This is a genomic window from Clostridium amylolyticum, assembly GCF_900142075.1.
GTDB classification, from domain to species: domain Bacteria; phylum Bacillota; class Clostridia; order Clostridiales; family Clostridiaceae; genus Clostridium_AA; species Clostridium_AA amylolyticum.
The window spans coordinates 90,091-107,140 of record NZ_FQZO01000006.1; the positions used below are offsets into that span (position 1 = coordinate 90,091).

19 protein-coding genes and 1 tRNA gene are annotated in these 17,050 nt (G+C 31.5%); 1 reads left to right on the top strand and 19 read right to left on the bottom strand.

Annotated features, from left to right (window positions below):
- Nucleotides 1-6: 6 nt before the first annotated feature.
- The 18 genes from aroF to mraZ all read right to left on the bottom strand — a co-directional run bounded on the left by aroF (nt 7) and on the right by mraZ (nt 15,491).
- The gene (aroF, locus tag BUA82_RS13865) at nt 7-804 is read right to left on the bottom strand and encodes a 3-deoxy-7-phosphoheptulonate synthase (protein WP_073009414.1); all 798 of its coding nucleotides are present in this window, start codon (nt 802-804) and stop codon (nt 7-9) included.
- Between the two features lie 2 nt (nt 805-806).
- The gene (gene aroB / locus BUA82_RS13870) at nt 807-1,886 is read right to left on the bottom strand and encodes a 3-dehydroquinate synthase (protein WP_073009416.1); all 1,080 of its coding nucleotides are present in this window, start codon (nt 1,884-1,886) and stop codon (nt 807-809) included.
- An 83-nt stretch (nt 1,887-1,969) separates the two neighbouring features.
- Nucleotides 1,970-2,566 (bottom strand): DivIVA domain-containing protein, encoded by a 597-nt coding sequence (locus BUA82_RS13875; RefSeq protein WP_073009418.1) that lies wholly within the window; start codon nt 2,564-2,566, stop codon nt 1,970-1,972.
- Nucleotides 2,567-2,578: 12 nt separating this feature from the next.
- A complete protein-coding gene (locus BUA82_RS13880; protein WP_083599949.1) occupies nt 2,579-3,352 on the bottom strand; it encodes a YlmH/Sll1252 family protein in 774 nt (257 codons plus the stop codon).
- A 4-nt stretch (nt 3,353-3,356) separates the two neighbouring features.
- Nucleotides 3,357-3,590: a YggT family protein gene (locus BUA82_RS21250; RefSeq protein WP_073009420.1), complete on the bottom strand. Its 234-nt coding sequence runs from the start codon at nt 3,588-3,590 to the stop codon at nt 3,357-3,359.
- A gap of 41 nt (nt 3,591-3,631) precedes the next feature.
- Entirely contained in the window at nt 3,632-4,090 is a 459-nt protein-coding gene (locus BUA82_RS13890; protein WP_073009423.1) for a cell division protein SepF, read from the bottom strand.
- Between the two features lie 12 nt (nt 4,091-4,102).
- Nucleotides 4,103-4,756, bottom strand: coding sequence for a YggS family pyridoxal phosphate-dependent enzyme (locus BUA82_RS13895; RefSeq protein ID WP_073009426.1), 654 nt, complete (start codon nt 4,754-4,756; stop codon nt 4,103-4,105).
- Between the two features lie 110 nt (nt 4,757-4,866).
- The gene (locus BUA82_RS13900) at nt 4,867-5,598 is read right to left on the bottom strand and encodes a DUF881 domain-containing protein (protein ID WP_073009429.1); all 732 of its coding nucleotides are present in this window, start codon (nt 5,596-5,598) and stop codon (nt 4,867-4,869) included.
- The gene (locus tag BUA82_RS13905; RefSeq protein ID WP_073009432.1) at nt 5,599-5,949 is read right to left on the bottom strand and encodes a small basic family protein; all 351 of its coding nucleotides are present in this window, start codon (nt 5,947-5,949) and stop codon (nt 5,599-5,601) included.
- Nucleotides 5,950-5,962: 13 nt separating this feature from the next.
- The gene (locus BUA82_RS13910; RefSeq protein ID WP_073009435.1) at nt 5,963-6,679 is read right to left on the bottom strand and encodes a DUF881 domain-containing protein; all 717 of its coding nucleotides are present in this window, start codon (nt 6,677-6,679) and stop codon (nt 5,963-5,965) included.
- Nucleotides 6,680-6,698: 19 nt separating this feature from the next.
- A complete protein-coding gene (locus BUA82_RS13915; protein WP_073009438.1) occupies nt 6,699-7,466 on the bottom strand; it encodes a cell division protein FtsQ/DivIB in 768 nt (255 codons plus the stop codon).
- Nucleotides 7,467-7,593: 127 nt separating this feature from the next.
- Entirely contained in the window at nt 7,594-8,703 is a 1,110-nt protein-coding gene (gene spoVE, locus BUA82_RS13920) for a stage V sporulation protein E (RefSeq protein WP_073009441.1), read from the bottom strand.
- 21 nt (nt 8,704-8,724) lie between these two features.
- Nucleotides 8,725-9,696 carry a phospho-N-acetylmuramoyl-pentapeptide-transferase gene (gene mraY / locus BUA82_RS13925; RefSeq protein WP_073009443.1) on the bottom strand — a complete coding sequence of 324 codons (972 nt, stop codon included), beginning with the start codon at nt 9,694-9,696 and terminating at the stop codon, nt 8,725-8,727.
- A gap of 32 nt (nt 9,697-9,728) precedes the next feature.
- The gene (locus tag BUA82_RS13930; protein WP_178140734.1) at nt 9,729-11,096 is read right to left on the bottom strand and encodes a UDP-N-acetylmuramoyl-tripeptide--D-alanyl-D-alanine ligase; all 1,368 of its coding nucleotides are present in this window, start codon (nt 11,094-11,096) and stop codon (nt 9,729-9,731) included.
- A 186-nt stretch (nt 11,097-11,282) separates the two neighbouring features.
- Nucleotides 11,283-13,487, bottom strand: a complete 2,205-nt coding sequence (locus BUA82_RS13935; RefSeq protein WP_143148633.1) for a stage V sporulation protein D — start codon at nt 13,485-13,487, stop codon at nt 11,283-11,285.
- A 115-nt stretch (nt 13,488-13,602) separates the two neighbouring features.
- The gene (locus BUA82_RS13940; RefSeq protein ID WP_073009453.1) at nt 13,603-14,094 is read right to left on the bottom strand and encodes a septum formation initiator family protein; all 492 of its coding nucleotides are present in this window, start codon (nt 14,092-14,094) and stop codon (nt 13,603-13,605) included.
- A gap of 23 nt (nt 14,095-14,117) precedes the next feature.
- Nucleotides 14,118-15,050: a 16S rRNA (cytosine(1402)-N(4))-methyltransferase RsmH gene (gene rsmH, locus BUA82_RS13945; protein ID WP_073009456.1), complete on the bottom strand. Its 933-nt coding sequence runs from the start codon at nt 15,048-15,050 to the stop codon at nt 14,118-14,120.
- 12 nt (nt 15,051-15,062) lie between these two features.
- The gene (mraZ, locus tag BUA82_RS13950) at nt 15,063-15,491 is read right to left on the bottom strand and encodes a division/cell wall cluster transcriptional repressor MraZ (protein ID WP_073009459.1); all 429 of its coding nucleotides are present in this window, start codon (nt 15,489-15,491) and stop codon (nt 15,063-15,065) included.
- 168 nt (nt 15,492-15,659) lie between these two features.
- Here mraZ and BUA82_RS13955 point away from each other — a divergent pair.
- Nucleotides 15,660-15,756: transfer RNA gene (locus BUA82_RS13955), tRNA-Sec, on the top strand.
- 49 nt (nt 15,757-15,805) lie between these two features.
- On the opposite strand, the gene ychF is transcribed toward BUA82_RS13955, so the two are convergent.
- Nucleotides 15,806-16,903 (bottom strand): redox-regulated ATPase YchF, encoded by a 1,098-nt coding sequence (ychF, locus tag BUA82_RS13960; protein ID WP_073009462.1) that lies wholly within the window; start codon nt 16,901-16,903, stop codon nt 15,806-15,808.
- Nucleotides 16,904-17,050 lie beyond the last annotated feature (147 nt).

Consider the following 17,050-nt stretch of genomic DNA (forward strand, 5'->3'; position numbering starts at 1 on the left):
TTTTTATTACTTACTTTTAAAAATATTTAATTTTGACACTATTTTTTCTAGTTCTTCCATAGAAATAGTTTGACGAGCATCGGATATAGCTTTGTCAGGAGAAATATGGGACTCTATAATTAATCCATCTGCTCCAGAGGCAAGCGACGCTAAGGACATAGGATACACAAGCTCGCTAAGTCCAGTACCATGGCTGGGATCTACTATAACCGGTAGTGAAGTATTGTGCTTTAGATAAGCTACTGCATTTAAATCTAAGGTGTTTCTAGTGGCATCTTCAAAAGTTCTTATTCCACGTTCACACATTATAATTTTATCATTTCCTTGTTTGGCAATATATTCTGCAGCAAATATCCACTCTTTAATGGTGGCTCCCATACCTCTTTTTAGAATTATAGGTATATTGGTTTTTCCCACCTCACTTAAAAGGGTATAGTTATACATATTTCTAGAACCTATCTGTAGAGCATCTATATAATCTAAAGCTTTCTCTACGTGCCTAGGATCCATAATTTCAGTGGAAACCGGCATATCCACTAATTTCCCTACTTCTTTAATCACTTCTAATCCCTGAAATCCCATGCCTTGAAAATCATAGGGTGAGGTTCTAGGTTTAAAAACTCCTCCCCTAAGCATATGTACACCTAAATCTTTTAATTTCTTAGCTATAGCTAGCATGATATCATAGCTCTCTACAGCACAAGGACCAGATATGAGGATTTTTTCATTCCCCCCTATTTCAACATTCTTTATCTTTATTAAGTTAGTAATTTTAGCATTTTTTTCAGATATATCTATGTTCATTTCTATATTTCACCTATACCTTCGTTAATAGCTTTAAGGAGATCTACCTCCGTAACCTTGGTTTTTATTTTACACTTCCCAAAATCTTCTAACAAAACAAATCTAATTTCTTCATCATTTTTTTTATCTCTTTTCATTATGGAAATAAATTCTTCTATATTGTTTATATTATAATTATAATCAATTCCTAGTGTAAAATACATTTTTAAAAGCCTATTATAAATATCCTTTGAAAGGGACAACTTATATTCAGATAATTTAACAGCTATTAACATTCCCAGTGCTACTGCTTCTCCATGCATTATATTAAAATTTGATATTATCTCTAAGGCATGGCCTGCTGTATGTCCAAAATTTAAAACATTTCTTTTGTTTTCATCTTTAAAATCTTCATTAACTATATGCATTTTAATCTCTAAACATTTTTGTATTATGTATAGCAATGTTTCTTTGTCCCTATTAATTATACTTTGAATATTCTTCTCTAAAAACGCAAAAAAATCTTTACTATATATTAATGAATACTTTATAACCTCACATATTCCATTAATGTAATTTCTATTATCCAATGAATTTAATGTTTCCAAAGGGATAAAAACTGCTGTAGGATTATAAAAACTTCCCAGGATGTTTTTAATTTTACCATAATTATACCCTACTTTTCCACCTACAGAGCTATCAGTTTGCGAAATAAGGGTAGTTGGTACATTAATATATTTCACCCCCCTCATGTAAGTAGAAGCTGCAAAGCCTACAATATCGCCCAGGACTCCACCACCCATGGCTACAAGGGTGCTATCTCTATGAATATTCTTTTCTATTAGAAAATCATATATAAGAGTAATAGTTTCATAATTCTTATTTTCTTCTTTTATATCTATGGCCAATATTTCACAGCGGCTTTCCTCCACAAACACATGAATAAATTCACTATAAATATCATAAACATTTCTATCCACTATTAGTACATTGCGTTTTTCTTTAACTATTAATTTATTAATGTCACTTAATACATCTTTTAAATAATATTTAATGGTTATATCATAATTACCTGAGATTTCTTTTAACTTACATTGAATCATAATAATCAACTCCAATGTATATAATATTTAATTACGAGAGAATAATCAAGTAAACAAAAAAAAATCTCACTGGGAGAGTGAGATTATTTGTTTGCAAAAAAACTTTTTATAGTATTAAGATCATCATTATGCAAATTATCTTCTTCTATGTACTCATTTTTATCTTGTTCTTGTATTTCTTTCTCTTCAATATCCTCTTGAACTAATTCACCTATGTTATAATTTTTTACAAGGTCTTTTTCTAAGTCTTCGAAAGTCTCCATTTGAGCATTAATAAAGTTTCTATACTTTGCTCTAAACTTAATAAACTCTTGTCTTACCTTATCATACTCATCATTAATAGATACCACATCATTATGAGCTTTATCTATAATCTTTTGGGCAGTTTCATTGGCATTTTTTATCACCATATCAGCTTCTTTTTGCGCGTTGGCCCTTGCTTGCTCTGAAGCATTTTGAGCTAATAATAGAGTGTTTTGAATAGTGTTTTCTATTTTAGTATAATGATCTACTTTCTCATTAATTGATGACACCTTTTCTTTAAGCAAGGAATTTTCCTTATAGATAGCTTCGTACTCCTCCACTATCTTATCAAGGAACTCATCCACCTCGTCAGGATTATAACCTCTTAAACCTCTTTTAAATTCTTTGTTATTTATATCCATTGGAGTTAATCTCATTACTACCACCCCTTATATGTATTTCTGAATTTTTACAACCTGTCTATCACTTTTAGTGTTTTTAATGGTATCTTCAATGTAAAACTTGCCATAGCCTCTAACAGTTATAGTAGAATTGCTTTTTATAAATTCACTCTTTTCTCTGGTTTCCATATAATCCACTAAGACTTTTCCTTGATCTATAAGTCTTATAGCCTCCGACCTTGAAATGTTGCACATAGAACTTAAAAAGTTATCCAGCCTTCTAGATGTTACAATTATGTCCATGCTTTTCTTATTAACCTTTGGTAAAACAGTTAAATCATCCAAAAGTTCAACTTTGCAAGGATTTTTTCCAACTGTTTCAAGATTATAAAGCAAATAATCAGAAATATCCTCCACCACTGCAACATACGCTTTATCATTATCTACAATAATATCGCCTATTACATCTCGCTCTATTCCCAAGGATAATAATGCTCCAAGATAGTCCCTATGATTCAAGGTCTTAAACTTGGACTTATTGGTTATCCTTAAAACCACTGCTGGTATCTTTTCTCCCTTTTCATAATTAAATATAAATATTCTACGCTCCGCTTCCTGAAAGAAGCCTTCTGCAATATAAGGAACATTATTATTCACACAGTACTTTTCCAGGGAATGCCAGTACTGTGGTGTCAAAAATATTCTCAAAGGAGAAATGTTGTTTGTTTTTTCAGATATTAAAAACTTTTCATATATTCTAGAGATAATATCTTCTTCAGCTTTAAATGGGAATATTTTTATAAAATTTTCTTTTATTATCATAATGCTATATCAATGATAAAACTATTCTTTTTATAAAATCTAAAAGTATTATTGCAAAAATTGGTGAAAGATCAAACATCAAATTTGGAAATAGAGATCTTTGAATCTTTTGAAAAGGCATTAATATAGGCGCCGTCAAACTATTTATAAAGCTTTTTACTCCAGATAAAGTACCTGGAGGCACATATGACAATATCACATCTATGATAATTGCATATTGGATTACATCAAACAACATTCGTATTATATTAAAAAGTAAAATAATATTCTCCTCCTAACTTATTTATTCCAGTTAAACATACCTTTTGAGCTAAGTTCACTCTTTAACTCTTTAGTAACCTCAACATTGGAAGGAGATAAGATGTAAACACCTTTTTCTATTTCTTGGAACTCTCCGCCTAGTGCATAACAAGCACCACTAACAAAGTCTAATAATCTTTGTGCAATTTTTATATCAAGGCTTGTTGTATTGATTACTACTATTTTTCTATTCTTAAGATCATCGCATACTTCAGTAGCCTCAGCAAAATCTAAAGGTCTTATTATGGAGACTTTTGCTGAAGTAGCTGTATGAATATTAACTACCTTACTTTGGCCCCTTTTACTAGAAGGTATAACAGGTTCAAAATCATCTTGTTCTTCTGTTTCTTCTTCATATGCGTCTTCATAATCTTCCATCTCATCATATTCGTCAAGTCCTAAGAACTCTTTCATTTTATTTATCATTTTCGCAGCCATTTATATTCCCTCCTATTTATTTCTTTTTCCAAAGATACCTTCGCCTACTCTTATTATATTAGAGCCTTCTTCAATAGCTATATTATAATCATTTGTCATACCCATTGATAGATATTTCATGTTAATATTCTGGTAATTCTCTACAGAAAATTCATCCCAAAGCTTTTTCATCCTCTTAAAATAGTATCGGCACATTTTCTCATCACCTTTAGGGATAATAGCCATAAATCCATTAATTTTAACAAATTTGCACTTTTCTATAGCCTTTACAAGCTCCTCCAGATCATTAAGCATTATACCAGCTTTAGAAGTTTCTTCTCCAATGTTTATTTCAATAAGCATATTAGCAATTTTATTTTTCTTGCCATACTGCTTTTCTACTTCTTCCAGCAATGAAACACTATCTAATGAATGAATAAGGTATGCTTTATCTACTAGATATTTAACTTTATTCTTTTGTAACTTTCCTATAAAATGCCATCTTACATCTGGAAACTCATCATACTTTTCCATTAGTTCTTGAACCTTGTTTTCTCCAAAGTCTCTAATTCCAAAATTATACGCTTCTTGCATTTCAGATATACTTCTAGTTTTAGTTACAACCACTAAAGTTACTGAAGGAGTTAAGTTATGTATTATACTATTTATGTTATCACTTATGTTCAAGATATCCTCTCCTCTTTCAGCTATCATTTGCTTTATCTATTATTAATGATATTCTCCGTAAAGTGAAAATTTCCTTCAACAATTACAAAGTTTTTGTATTATGAAGGAAATTATTTTACTCTTTTAATATAATTGGTTTTTATAGCTCCTCCTATGGAAGGCATGACAATTTCATTGGACGGTTCTATATAAACATTTATTCCTCTATTAATTAATTGTTTGGTATAACTTTCTGACCTATTAAGATAGTTTTCTAAAACATCTTTATCTCCTATGGCAGTAACCTTGAAAGGTGATGGCAGTTTTACTTTATTTATGCTTATAAAAGCCCAACTGCAGTATATTTCGGAATTAGGAAGTATTCTTTGATCGTTAATAGATATAGCTTCAGCACCAGCTAGCTTTAGTTCATTAATAATCTGAATCATATCATAATTATGCACGGTTCTTAATTCTTGAAGATAAGGATCGTCTATACCTAATGTAAATTCCACACTACCATCAGCTATAGTGACCTTTACCCCCTGACCTTTTACCGAGGAATAACCAAGAAGCATTTCATTTCTCTGTATTTCACCCTTTATATCCTCTAACACCTTTTCATTGGTAGCTGTAGAGGCTCTATACTTTTCTATTTTTCTAACGTTATTTTCATACTCATCCCTTAATCCTCCGATTTCTTGATACAACTTATTACGAGTATTAAAAGCTTCTTGATACTGTTTTGCGGTTAATACAATCCTGGTAGTATCAGTGTCCTCGTAATTTAAATTTATGGCCACTAATACTCCAACAATTAATGTAGCAATAAATATAAAGAATGTAGATGCATTTTTTTTCATTTATTCACCTCTTTGACGAGACTTTGCCTTTTCAATAATTAATCTTCTTATTATAGCAAAATTATCAAATATTCTTCCTCCAAAAACTATTACCGCTGCTATGTATATAGGTATACCTAATTTATCTCCAAGATAAGCTAGTGCCGCAGCTAAGGCAGCATTACCAAAGAATCCAGAAATAAAAATATCCGCTTGAAAATTTTTTGATAAGGATGCTCTAATTGCTCCAAACACCGAGTCCACACAAGCTAATATAGCTACAGACATATAAGGAGAAAACTTTTCTGGTATATTTATTTTTGCCATAAGGCCTATTGCAATTCCTATAAGTAAACCTATGAAAGCTATCATTTAATCACCTCTATTATTTAACTGGTTTCATGAATTCATATTTTGGTATTTTATTATATTTTAATATTTTTATTTCATCTACTTTTTCATATTTTTTATCATAACTGGATAATGCTTGAAAATCTAGTGCACCATTAAAGGTTAAAGCACTATAAAGATTTGTTTTATCACCTATGGCTTTTATTACTATCTTTTCCTTAGGGGATATTCTTTCATCATTAATCAAAATATAGTTATTGTTAGATGAACTCTTTATGCCTGTTTGAAGTGATATCCTTTTATCGTTTATAGAAATAGCTTCCGCTCCAGAAAAGTTCAGCTCATTTATTATATAAACTAGTTCTGTATCTGTAAGGTAGTGCATATCATTACTAAATACTTGGGATTTTGGTGTAAGATTTAAGACAATTCCTGGTCCTACCACGTCATCAGTACCTATTATCATCCTGGTTTCATCTAATTCTTTTTTTATTTCTTTTGTAGCAGTTCCTTCGGTGGTAGCAGCTTCTTCGTATTTTTTTAATTGTTTAGAAAGCTCATCATTCTTTTTTTGAATATCCTCTTTCTGCTTTTTTAATTGATCTACTTCTGCAACTATATCAGTTCTATCATAGTTATTGGTTACTATTTCTTGGTCTTTACTATTAAGAATTCTAAATTGATAGGAAAGTAAAAATCCTAAAATTGCACAAACAAAGGCTAAAGAAATCTGTGATTTAATTTTTATCATGTATTTACCCCCTTTTTGTTTATTTTTGAATATAAATTACTGGATTACCACTAAAGCTTACGTCAATATAACCTTTAGATTGGGCATAAGAAGGATTCATCTCAAGAATATTAATAACTTTGTTAATCTTTTGTTTAAGTTCTTCTTCGTCGCCAACTTTTATAGTGATATTTGCCATATGTATTTGTATGTTTAAAGTATCTGTTAAATCTATGGCATTAACATTTAGAGGCTTTATAGCTGTATTCATTAAATCTATAAAGTTACTGGTGAAAAACACCATTCTATCATTATCTATAGCTATTTTCCCCGCCTCTTTTTCAGATAACTTAATGCCCTTCAATTCTATTAAATTTAATCCTGAATCTGTTCTTTTTTCTAGTATATTTAAGTTTTTATCTAATATATAAAAATTATTATCTTCCGAGATAAAATATTTAGCTTCCCTCTCAGTTACATTAATTATTAATGTGGATGGCAGCTGCCTCTTAATATTTACCTTTTCTATATAAGCATTATTTTGTATTCTTTCTTTAGTGTCCTTGGTATTAATATATAGTATGTTAGAGGTTTCACTAAGACCTGAACTCTCCACTATATCTTCTGCTGATACTATTTTATTATTCTCCACCACTATCTTTTTTACCAGAAAATAATCCGTTTTTAAAGTTAATAAAATCATTATGGCTATAATGAAAATTAAAAACAATATTAACCTTCTTCTAAGAATAGCTTTTTTTCTTTTTCTAATAAGTTCATTGCTTTTATTAGTGACAATCTTATTCATAGGTCCCCCATTTTGTTAATATATAATTTAATGATAACATTTTGTTAACAAAAATTCATTACATTTTAATGACAACTTTATTATAATAATAAAATAAACTCCAAACAAATATTTGGAGCTTATTTTATTAAATATTAACATTAGTTTGTCTAGATATATTCAACAAAACACCCATAGCCATCATATTAAGTAGTAGTGAAGAGCCCCCGTAACTTATAAAAGGAAGGGGAACGCCTGTTACTGGCATAGAGCCGGTTACCACAGCAATATTTATAATAGCTTGTATGGCAATTATGGAAGTAATACCTGTAGCAAGTAATGTTCCAAAGGTATCTTTAGCTTTATAGGCTATGCTAATGCCTCTCCACACAAATATTACAAATAAGGTTATAATAAACAAGCAGCCTATAAATCCTAACTCTTCTCCAATTATGGAAAATATAAAGTCATTATGAGGTTCCGGCATGTAATGAGCTTTTTGTCTTGAATTGCCTATGCCTAATCCTATTAGCCCTCCAGAACCTAAAGCATACCAGGATTGAATCAGCTGATATCCTTTCCCTGCTGGATCTTTAAAGGGATTAAGAAAATTCAGCACTCTTTCTCTTCTATAATCAGCAGAAAAAGCAAAGAATACTCCTGCTGCTGCCACTAAAGGCGTTACTATACCAAATAATTGAGAGGCCTTTACCCCTCCTACAAATAGCACTATTAGTGTCACTATCATAATTACCGATGCAATACTTAAGTTCTTTTCTTTTAATATCAGTGCCGCATAAAACCCTGAAACCAAAAGATAGGGCAATACCCCATAGGTAAAAGTTTTGATTTTTTCTCCTTTATTGTCAATGCTATCTGCTAAGTATAAAACCACCACGTATTTAACTAGTTCTGAAGGTTGGAAGCTAAGAGGACCAAGTCTTATCCATCTATGTGCTCCATTAGTATCAGGAAATAAAAATACAGCTAATAACAAAGGGATACTTAATATCATAAACCATACAGTGTATTTTCTTATTTTATGATAGTCTATAGCCATGGTAAATATCATGGCAGTTACAGATAAAAACGCCCACATCAATTGCTTTTTTAGATATAACATAGAGTCATGTTCTTTACCGTAGAGAGCCACGTAGGAACTAGCAGAATATACCATGACAACCCCCACTGCCAGAAGCAGAAGCATAGTTGAAAATAGCACGAAATCTACCTGTCCCATCTTCTTTCCTTTTTTCATTAATTAACCTCCATCAATTAATTAAAGAGACAAAAAGCCTAATAGGCAAAGTATAACAGTTATAATGGAAAATGTAGAAACAATTTTTGTTTCACTCCATCCTAGCTGCTCAAAGTGATGATGCAGTGGAGCCATTTTAAAAACTCTTTTACCTGTAAGTTTAAAGGATCCCACTTGAATTATCACGGATAAGGTTTCTATAACATATATACCTCCAACTATAACAACTGTTAAAGGCATTTTAAGTAACATGGCTACAGCTCCCACAGCTCCGCCTAAAGCTAAAGAACCTGTATCCCCCATAAAAACTCTAGCAGGAAAAGCATTAAACCTTAAAAAACCTAGTAATGACCCTGCTACTATGACACAAAAAATAGATAAGGTATAATGTGTAAGATTAAAACTCACAATAGCAAAGAAAGTCATAACCAAAACCGTTATAGAAGATGCTAAACCATCTAACCCATCCGTTAGATTTACTGCATTGGTGGTGGCTGCAAAATATATTATAATTAATGGAATATAAAATATTCCAAAATCCCAAGTATATTTAGTAAAAGGCACAGCTATGGAAGTTCCAAGGGTTTTGTAGGAATAATAAGCTAACGCACTGGACATTAGCAATAAAAGAATCATTTTTTGCCATGCTCTTAACCCTAAATTATTTTTTCTTATAATTTTTAGTATATCGTCTAAAAAGCCTATTATCCCAAAAGCTATTAAAGCATATAATGCCACCATAGCTTCATCGTTGGGTTTTTGAATCATAATAACCATGGCAATGGCAGTGGAAAATATAAAGATAACCCCTCCCATGGTAGGTGTTCCTGCTTTTTTCAAGTGAGTTTTAGGTCCATCTTCTCTAATATTTTGTCCAAATTTCATTTTGTGAAGTAAAGGAATAAATAAAGGAGCTAAAACAGAAGATATTAAAAATCCCAACGCTACTCCTAATATTAACTTTGGATTTAAAATTGATTGTAAATTATTCATATAATGCTACTCTAATGGAGTAGTTCACCTCCTTAGTTTAATTGCTCCAATAGTCCATGAACTATTCTTTCAAATTTTTCACTTCTAGATGCTTTAATAAGAATGCTATCTTGTGGTTTTACCATATTATTTATTCTTTCAATGATTTCTTCTATGGAATCACATATTATAATATCTTCTCCATATCCTTCTTTATATAAGGAAGAATACTCACCTAAGGTTATAAGCACATCTATCTTATTTTCTTTAGCATATTTTCCAATTTCCCTATGAGATTTAGGGGCATAATCTCCTAATTCCTTCATGGTGCCCAGTACCGCTATCCTTCTTTGCACTTTTAAAGATTTTTCCACATCTATGGCAGCTTTCATAGAAGTAGGACTAGCGTTGTAGCAATCGTTAATTATTACCACTCCATTTTTTTCCACTATTTCTAACCTCATAGAGGTGGACTCTAAGTTGCTTATGCCTCTTTGCATATCTTCAATGCTTAATCCTAAACTCTCTCCTACCCCTATAGCCAGCAGAGTATTTTCAATATTATGTTTCCCTATTAATGGAATAAAAAATTCATCTACTTTGTTATTAATAATAACATTGAATTTCATTCCATGTTCTAAGTTCTTTATATCTTTGCCTATTATGTTATTTTGTGATGCAAATCCTGTTTTAACTACCTTATAAGGTGTTTCCCCTATGGTTTTAAGTAAGTCATCCTCTCCATTAACAATAAGTACATTAGAATCTTTAAAAAAATCAGTAATTTCCATCTTAGCTTTAAAAATATTTTCCCTGGTCTTTAAATTTTCTATATGTGTTATCCCTATATTTGTAATAACAGCTAAATCAGGAAGGGAAGTTTCAGCTAATTTATGAATTTCATTTAAATTGCTCATGCCCATTTCTAATACTGCAATATCAATGCCCTGCTGCATATTTAATATAGTTAATGGCATTCCTATTTCATTATTATAATTACCCTTGGTCTTATACACTTTAAACTTAGAGCTTAAAATAGCTGCTATAATGTCTTTAGTAGAGGTTTTACCAGTAGAACCAGTAACCCCTACTACTTTAATATTTAATTTTTTCCTATAATAAGCGGCTAATTTTAATAATGCCTCTCTAGTGTTATCTACTTTTATGATATTTTTATTATAAAGATAGTTAATATTATCATAAACTTCATCTACTATGCACACTGATGCTTCTCTTTTTAAGGCATCTTCTACAAATAAATTACCATTATGATTTTCCCCTTTAATAGCTATAAATAAACTATCTTTGCTTAGGGTTCTGGTGTCTGTAGATACTCCGCTAATGGGAAGTTTGTTTGAGGCTTGAGAAATCAATTTACCTTCTACAGCGCTTAAAATTTCTTCTAAAGTTAAATTCAACAAATTTATCACCACTTTCTAGTAAAAGTTTATTAATAAGTAAATTTAATAGTATAATCGTAATATTATTTAAAACCATATAACCCTATAAATAATTATGCAAACACCTCATTAATAATTACTTATTAATAGCCTGTCATAATATTAGCATGTAGTATCACAAAACTGTGAACTACATGCTAAATTAAATTAGTCACCAACTTCATGATCTAAAATCAGTTCGATAGTAGTTCCCTTTTTTACAAACTCATTGGGTTTGATATTTTGTTCTGTAACCATGCCTTCTCCCGTTATGGAAGCTTTTAAATTTATCTTACTTAATAAATCCAAGGCACCTTGTTTACTATAGCCTTTAAGATCAGGAACAACCACCTCTTTATTATAGTTTGAGCTATTTCCCAAGTAAAGGTTTATTTTACTTCCTTCTTTAACTGAATACCCTGGTTTAGGACTTATATCTACAATAATTTCTCCTGTACCATCAATATCATAATTTAAGTTATCCTTTTTTAAATTCTTAACAGCTTCGTCTTTTTTCATACCTCTAACATCTGGTATAACAACATCTTTTAGTAAACTATTAGCAGTTCCTTCTGCTGTGCTGTCAGATTTTATAGATAAATAGTTAAATATATCGTTAAAAACGATCTTTGCTACGGGTGCTGCTATTTGTCCTGCATAATACTCTCCAGAATTAGGCTCATCTATGGTTACCATCATGGTAATCTTAGGGTCATCTATAGGAGCCATGCCTACAAAGGAGGAAATATACTTCCCTGGCGCATATCTACCATCTATAACCTTCTGAGCTGTACCTGTTTTTCCACCTATATGATAGCCCTCAATAAGAGCTTTTTTAGCTGAACCTTCTGTCACAACCCTTTCAAGATAAGTTCTAAGGAGTTTAGTGTTATTTTCATCCACTAATTGCTTTTTACCATAATCCTCAAACTTTTTATCTATTATTCTAGTACCATTTTCATCTGTATGGATTATTTCCTTCATTAAATGAGGTTTTATCCATACACCATTATTTGCCACTGCGTTAAAAGCAGCCATAAATTGCATAGTACTTACGGTGTTCGCTTGTCCAAAAGATATAGTAGCCAAGTCAACCTCTGACATTTTCTCCAAGGGTCTAATAATTCCAGTGGCTTCTCCTGGTAAATCTACTCCAGATTTTTGTCCGAATCCAAATAGTTTTATATACTTACTAAGATTTTCTTTTCCTAGTTTTTGTCCTAGCTGTATAAATCCTATATTACAAGAATTTTTAATTATATCGGAAAAATGTTGACTTCCATGCCCCCCTGCTTTCCAGCACTTTATAGTCCTGTTGGCTATAGTCGTACTACCTCCACAGGTAAAAACATCTTTATCACTGACTACCCCTTCCTGCATAGCGCCTGCAGCAGTAATGACCTTAAATATGGATCCTGGTTCAAAAGTATCACTTACAGCCCTATTTCTCCAAATCTTTTGAAGCTCATTATAGTCAGCTGCTCCTTGCCTGGGATTATTAGGATCATAATCCGGCTTATTCACTAAAGCTAATACTTCTCCAGTCTTAGGATCCATAACCACCACAGTAACCGCTTTTGCTTTATTATCTATTAAAGCTTGATTTGCTGCTTTTTCTGCAAAAAACTGTATTTGTTCGTCTATAGTAGTAACTAAATCCTTACCTTCCACAGGTTTTGTATATTCTGAAATTGTATAAGGAAGTTCCTCACTTCTTCTATCTATTTCAGCCAGCCTTACTCCAGGGGTTCCTTTAAGTACATCTTGATACATATATTCTAATCCTGTAAGCCCTTTGCCATCATTATCTGTAACTCCCAGCACGTGAGCTAAAAAGTTCTTATTAGGATAGAATCTCATAGTATCTGGAGATATTAAAATTCCATTTATCTTTAAAGCCTTTAGCTTATCCGCTTGGGGTTTTTCAATTCTTCTAGCAAGTATAGCAGATTGCATAGGTAGTCCACTAGGAAGCTTGCTTTCCAGCTTCTTTAACACTTCAAATTTATCCATCCCCACTGCTTCACCTATTGAAGAAGCTATATTCTCATTAGAAATTTTTTTATCTTTATTTTTTTCATTATAATTAGCAATATAATTTTTTATAGCATTTAAATCTAAGTCTACTCTATATACATTGCCACTAACCGCCAATTCATTGTAGTTAGTATCTAAAATACGACCTCTTTTTGCGTCAATTATTACACGGCTTGTCCATTGCTCTTGAGCCATAGCTTTATATTTAGGTCCTGCAATGAGCATAAGATACATTAGCCTTACAATAAGAAATATAAAAAGTACTGTAATTCCCATTAGCGATATCATCATCCTGCGACGTGTAATTCCTTTGTCTTTATGTTGTTTCCCTGCCACTACTTCTACCTCCAATCTTCCATCCATGCTTATACAATTTCTTTAGGTTTCACTTGATACTTATTTATATTATAAAACTGCCATATCTATTCTCTTTAATTAAAATATGGATGCACTAAAATAGCGCATCCTTTATTTTTGATAATAATGTTTTATTTATATTAGGCTCTGTTTGTTCTGTAAAATTATTTTTTGAAATATCATGGCGTATTATAGTAGATTTATCAGGGTTTACCATCTTTAATTTTTTTTCAGCATAATTTTTAATATTTTCTAAACTGGAAACTTTAAGAAGTTCAATCTTTAAAGATTCATTATCGTTTTTAACTTCTTTTATCTCTGAATTAATACTTACCAACTGTTTTTGCATAGAATATATGGTTGCATTTCTTCCGATGATAATTATACCAAAAACAAATACCAATGCTACTATCTGCATTATATTTTTCTTTTGCTGCCTTTGTTTAGTAAGTTCTCTTAATCTTCTTTCCTTTTTTGCCTTTTCTAACTTTTCGTTTTTTTCCAATTCACGTTTTTCTATTTTTCTTTCCGTAACTACCGCGCTGCTACCAAAGACTTTATATTCATTATATTTATCATCTCTCATATATCTACACCTCAACTCTCTAATTATAGTTTTTCAATGATTCTAAGTTTTGCACTTCTACTTCTTGGATTTGTTTCTACCTCTTCTTTAGAGGGTTCTATTGGTTTTCTAGTTATTATCTTAATAATAGGTTTCTTATTGCACACGCAAATAGGAAAATCCGGTGGACACTCACAAGGGGACTCAAGTTTTTTAAATTTATTTTTAACAATTCTATCCTCTAGGGAGTGAAAAGTAATAATAGCCATTCTCCCACCTTGGTTCAATCTGTTTATGCCATCTTCAATGCTTTTATTTAATATTCCTAATTCATTATTAACTTCAATTCTTATAGCTTGAAAAATTCTTTTGGCTGGGTGAGGTCCTTCCCTTCTTGCTTTTGCTGGAATTGCCGCTTTAATAATGTCCACAAGTTCTAAGGTGGTATCAATAGGTTTTTCTTTTCTATTATTTACTATAAAATTTGCAATTCTCTTAGAAAATTTTTCTTCACCAAATTCATAAAATATTTTTGTAAGCTCTTCCTCTGAGTAGTCATTTACTATATCATAAGCAGTTAAACTGCTTTCTCTATTCATTCTCATATCCAGGGGCGCATCATTCATATAACTAAAACCTCTTTCAGAATTGTCTAATTGATAAGAAGATACACCTAAGTCCATTAATATACCATCTACTTTAGGAACATCAATATTTGTTAAAACATTATCTATATTATTAAAATTATCGTGTACATATTTAATATTGTTATAGGTTTGTAATTTATTTTTTGCTGCGTTTAGAGCTTCAGTATCTTGATCTATGCCTATAAGCATTCCTTCACTGCTTAATCTCTTTATTATTTCCGAGGAGTGACCTGCTCCTCCCATGGTACAATCCACATAGATACCATTTTCTTTAATATTTAAAGCTTCTATACATTCTTGCAGCAAAACTGAAATATGTTTAAATTCCATAATTATTTCTCCTTATATTCCAAGTTCGCTCATTTTTTCAGCTAATTCATTATAATCAATGTTATCGTCATTATAATCTTCCCATTTTTCCTTGCTCCAAATTTCAACCTTAGTAAGCACTCCTATACTTATTATCTCCTTACTAATCCCTGCATATTCTAATAAATTCTGAGGAATTAACCCTCTTCCTTGCTTATCTACCTCAATTTCAGAGGCACCTGAGAAAAAAAACCTTACAAAGGCTCTGGCGTCTTTATTGGTTAATGGAAGGGATTTTAGCTTTTCTTCTAATATTTTCCATTCTTCAATAGGATATGCATATAGGCAACCATCTAAACCTTTAGTGATTATAAATTTCCCGCCTAGCTCTTCTCTTAGTTTTGCTGGTATTATCATTCTGTTTTTGTTATCTAAGGAATGGCTATATTCACCTATAAACATATTCTACTATTCACCTCCACTTTCAACCACTTTCAACCACTTTACATAATAATTCTCCACATAATTAAAAAATCCTTCTTATTTATTAAGAAATATTTCATCCTTTACAATTTGTTTAAAGAAATTGACAAAGATATTAAGATATTGTAAAATACAGTTGTTGTACATGGGGGTAGATAGGTGCTGGTGTGCCTGCCGGTCTTCAAAACCGTGTTGTGGTGCTAAGACCACCATGGGTGGGTTCGATTCCCACATACTCCCGCCAAATAAAAATGAGCTCTAGCATTTGCTAAAGCTCATTTTTTTATTATTTATTATACGTTAAATCTAAAATTAACTACATCTCCATCTTTCATGATATATTCCTTACCCTCTAATCGATAAAGACCCTTTTCTTTTGCAGCTGCTTCGGATCCACATTCAATAAGATCATTATAAGAAATTATCTCTGCCCTTATAAATCCTCTCTCAATATCTGAATGTATTTTACCTGCAGCCTGTGGTGCCTTAGTTCCTATTTTTATTGTCCAAGCTCTTACTTCCTGAACCCCTGCTGTTAAAAAGCTCATAAGGCCTAATAACTTATAGCTAGAATGAATAAGTTTATCCAAGCCAGACTCACTTAAACCATATTCGGATAGCATTTCAGCTTTTTCTTCATCACTTAATGTAGATAGCTCTTCTTCTAACTTAGCGCAAATAACCACCACTTCTGAGTTTTCCTTGGCTGCATGTGCTTTTACTATATCTACATATTTATTGTCCTTACCTCCATCAGCTATATCATCTTCTGATACATTACAAGCATATAGCACTGGTTTTGAAGTAAGTAAGAATAAAGATTTTACAAATTCACTTTCATCTTCTGTAACTTCCATAGTTCTTACAGGTTGTTCTCCTTCAAGATGACTTTTAATTCTTTCTAGAAGATCATACTCTGCCTTAGCTTTCTTATCACCAGATCTTGCAGTTTTTACTGTTTTTTCTATTCTTCTTTCAAGAACTTCTAAATCTGATAATATAAGTTCAAGATTTATAGTTTCTATATCTCTAATAGGGTCTACGCTACCTTCCACATGTACCACATTCTCATCATCAAAGCATCGAACCACATGGACTATAGACGCTACTTCCCTTATATGTGAAAGAAACTTATTTCCTAAGCCTTCACCTTTACTAGCACCTTTTACAAGGCCTGCAATATCATAAAACTCTATAGCTGTATAAACCTTTTTTCTTGAATTATACATTTTTTCTAATACATCTAATCTGCTATCCGGTACATTAACTACACCAACATTAGGTTCTATAGTACAAAAAGGATAATTTGCAGATTCAGCGCCGGCTTGTGTAATGGCATTAAACAAAGTACTTTTACCTACGTTAGGTAACCCAACTATTCCTAATTTCATTGCGTACATTCCTTTCTACATTTGTAACTCTATAAAATTATACTCTAGGAAGTAGGTTATTTCAATATTAGATGTATATTTATTGCCCCTTGCCTATTTCACTGTTATAATAGTTGCAGACATAAAAATATATTTTGTGAGGTGGTT

Excerpts from the sequence above, each read along its gene's own strand:
- aroF (WP_073009414.1), bottom strand. The coding sequence starts at position 804 with ATGAACATAGATATATCTGAAAAAAATGCTAAAATTACTAACTTAATA.
- aroB (WP_073009416.1), bottom strand. The coding sequence starts at position 1,886 with ATGATTCAATGTAAGTTAAAAGAAATCTCAGGTAATTATGATATAACC.
- BUA82_RS13875 (WP_073009418.1), bottom strand. The coding sequence starts at position 2,566 with ATGAGATTAACTCCAATGGATATAAATAACAAAGAATTTAAAAGAGGT.
- BUA82_RS13880 (WP_083599949.1), bottom strand. The coding sequence starts at position 3,352 with ATGATAATAAAAGAAAATTTTATAAAAATATTCCCATTTAAAGCTGAA.
- BUA82_RS21250 (WP_073009420.1), bottom strand. The coding sequence starts at position 3,590 with ATGTTGTTTGATGTAATCCAATATGCAATTATCATAGATGTGATATTG.
- BUA82_RS13890 (WP_073009423.1), bottom strand. The coding sequence starts at position 4,090 with ATGGCTGCGAAAATGATAAATAAAATGAAAGAGTTCTTAGGACTTGAC.
- BUA82_RS13900 (WP_073009429.1), bottom strand. The coding sequence starts at position 5,598 with ATGAAAAAAAATGCATCTACATTCTTTATATTTATTGCTACATTAATT.
- BUA82_RS13905 (WP_073009432.1), bottom strand. The coding sequence starts at position 5,949 with ATGATAGCTTTCATAGGTTTACTTATAGGAATTGCAATAGGCCTTATG.
- BUA82_RS13910 (WP_073009435.1), bottom strand. The coding sequence starts at position 6,679 with ATGATAAAAATTAAATCACAGATTTCTTTAGCCTTTGTTTGTGCAATT.
- BUA82_RS13915 (WP_073009438.1), bottom strand. The coding sequence starts at position 7,466 with ATGAATAAGATTGTCACTAATAAAAGCAATGAACTTATTAGAAAAAGA.
- spoVE (WP_073009441.1), bottom strand. The coding sequence starts at position 8,703 with ATGAAAAAAGGAAAGAAGATGGGACAGGTAGATTTCGTGCTATTTTCA.
- mraY (WP_073009443.1), bottom strand. The coding sequence starts at position 9,696 with ATGAATAATTTACAATCAATTTTAAATCCAAAGTTAATATTAGGAGTA.
- BUA82_RS13940 (WP_073009453.1), bottom strand. The coding sequence starts at position 14,094 with ATGAGAGATGATAAATATAATGAATATAAAGTCTTTGGTAGCAGCGCG.
- rsmH (WP_073009456.1), bottom strand. The coding sequence starts at position 15,050 with ATGGAATTTAAACATATTTCAGTTTTGCTGCAAGAATGTATAGAAGCT.
- mraZ (WP_073009459.1), bottom strand. The coding sequence starts at position 15,491 with ATGTTTATAGGTGAATATAGCCATTCCTTAGATAACAAAAACAGAATG.
- ychF (WP_073009462.1), bottom strand. The coding sequence starts at position 16,903 with ATGAAATTAGGAATAGTTGGGTTACCTAACGTAGGTAAAAGTACTTTG.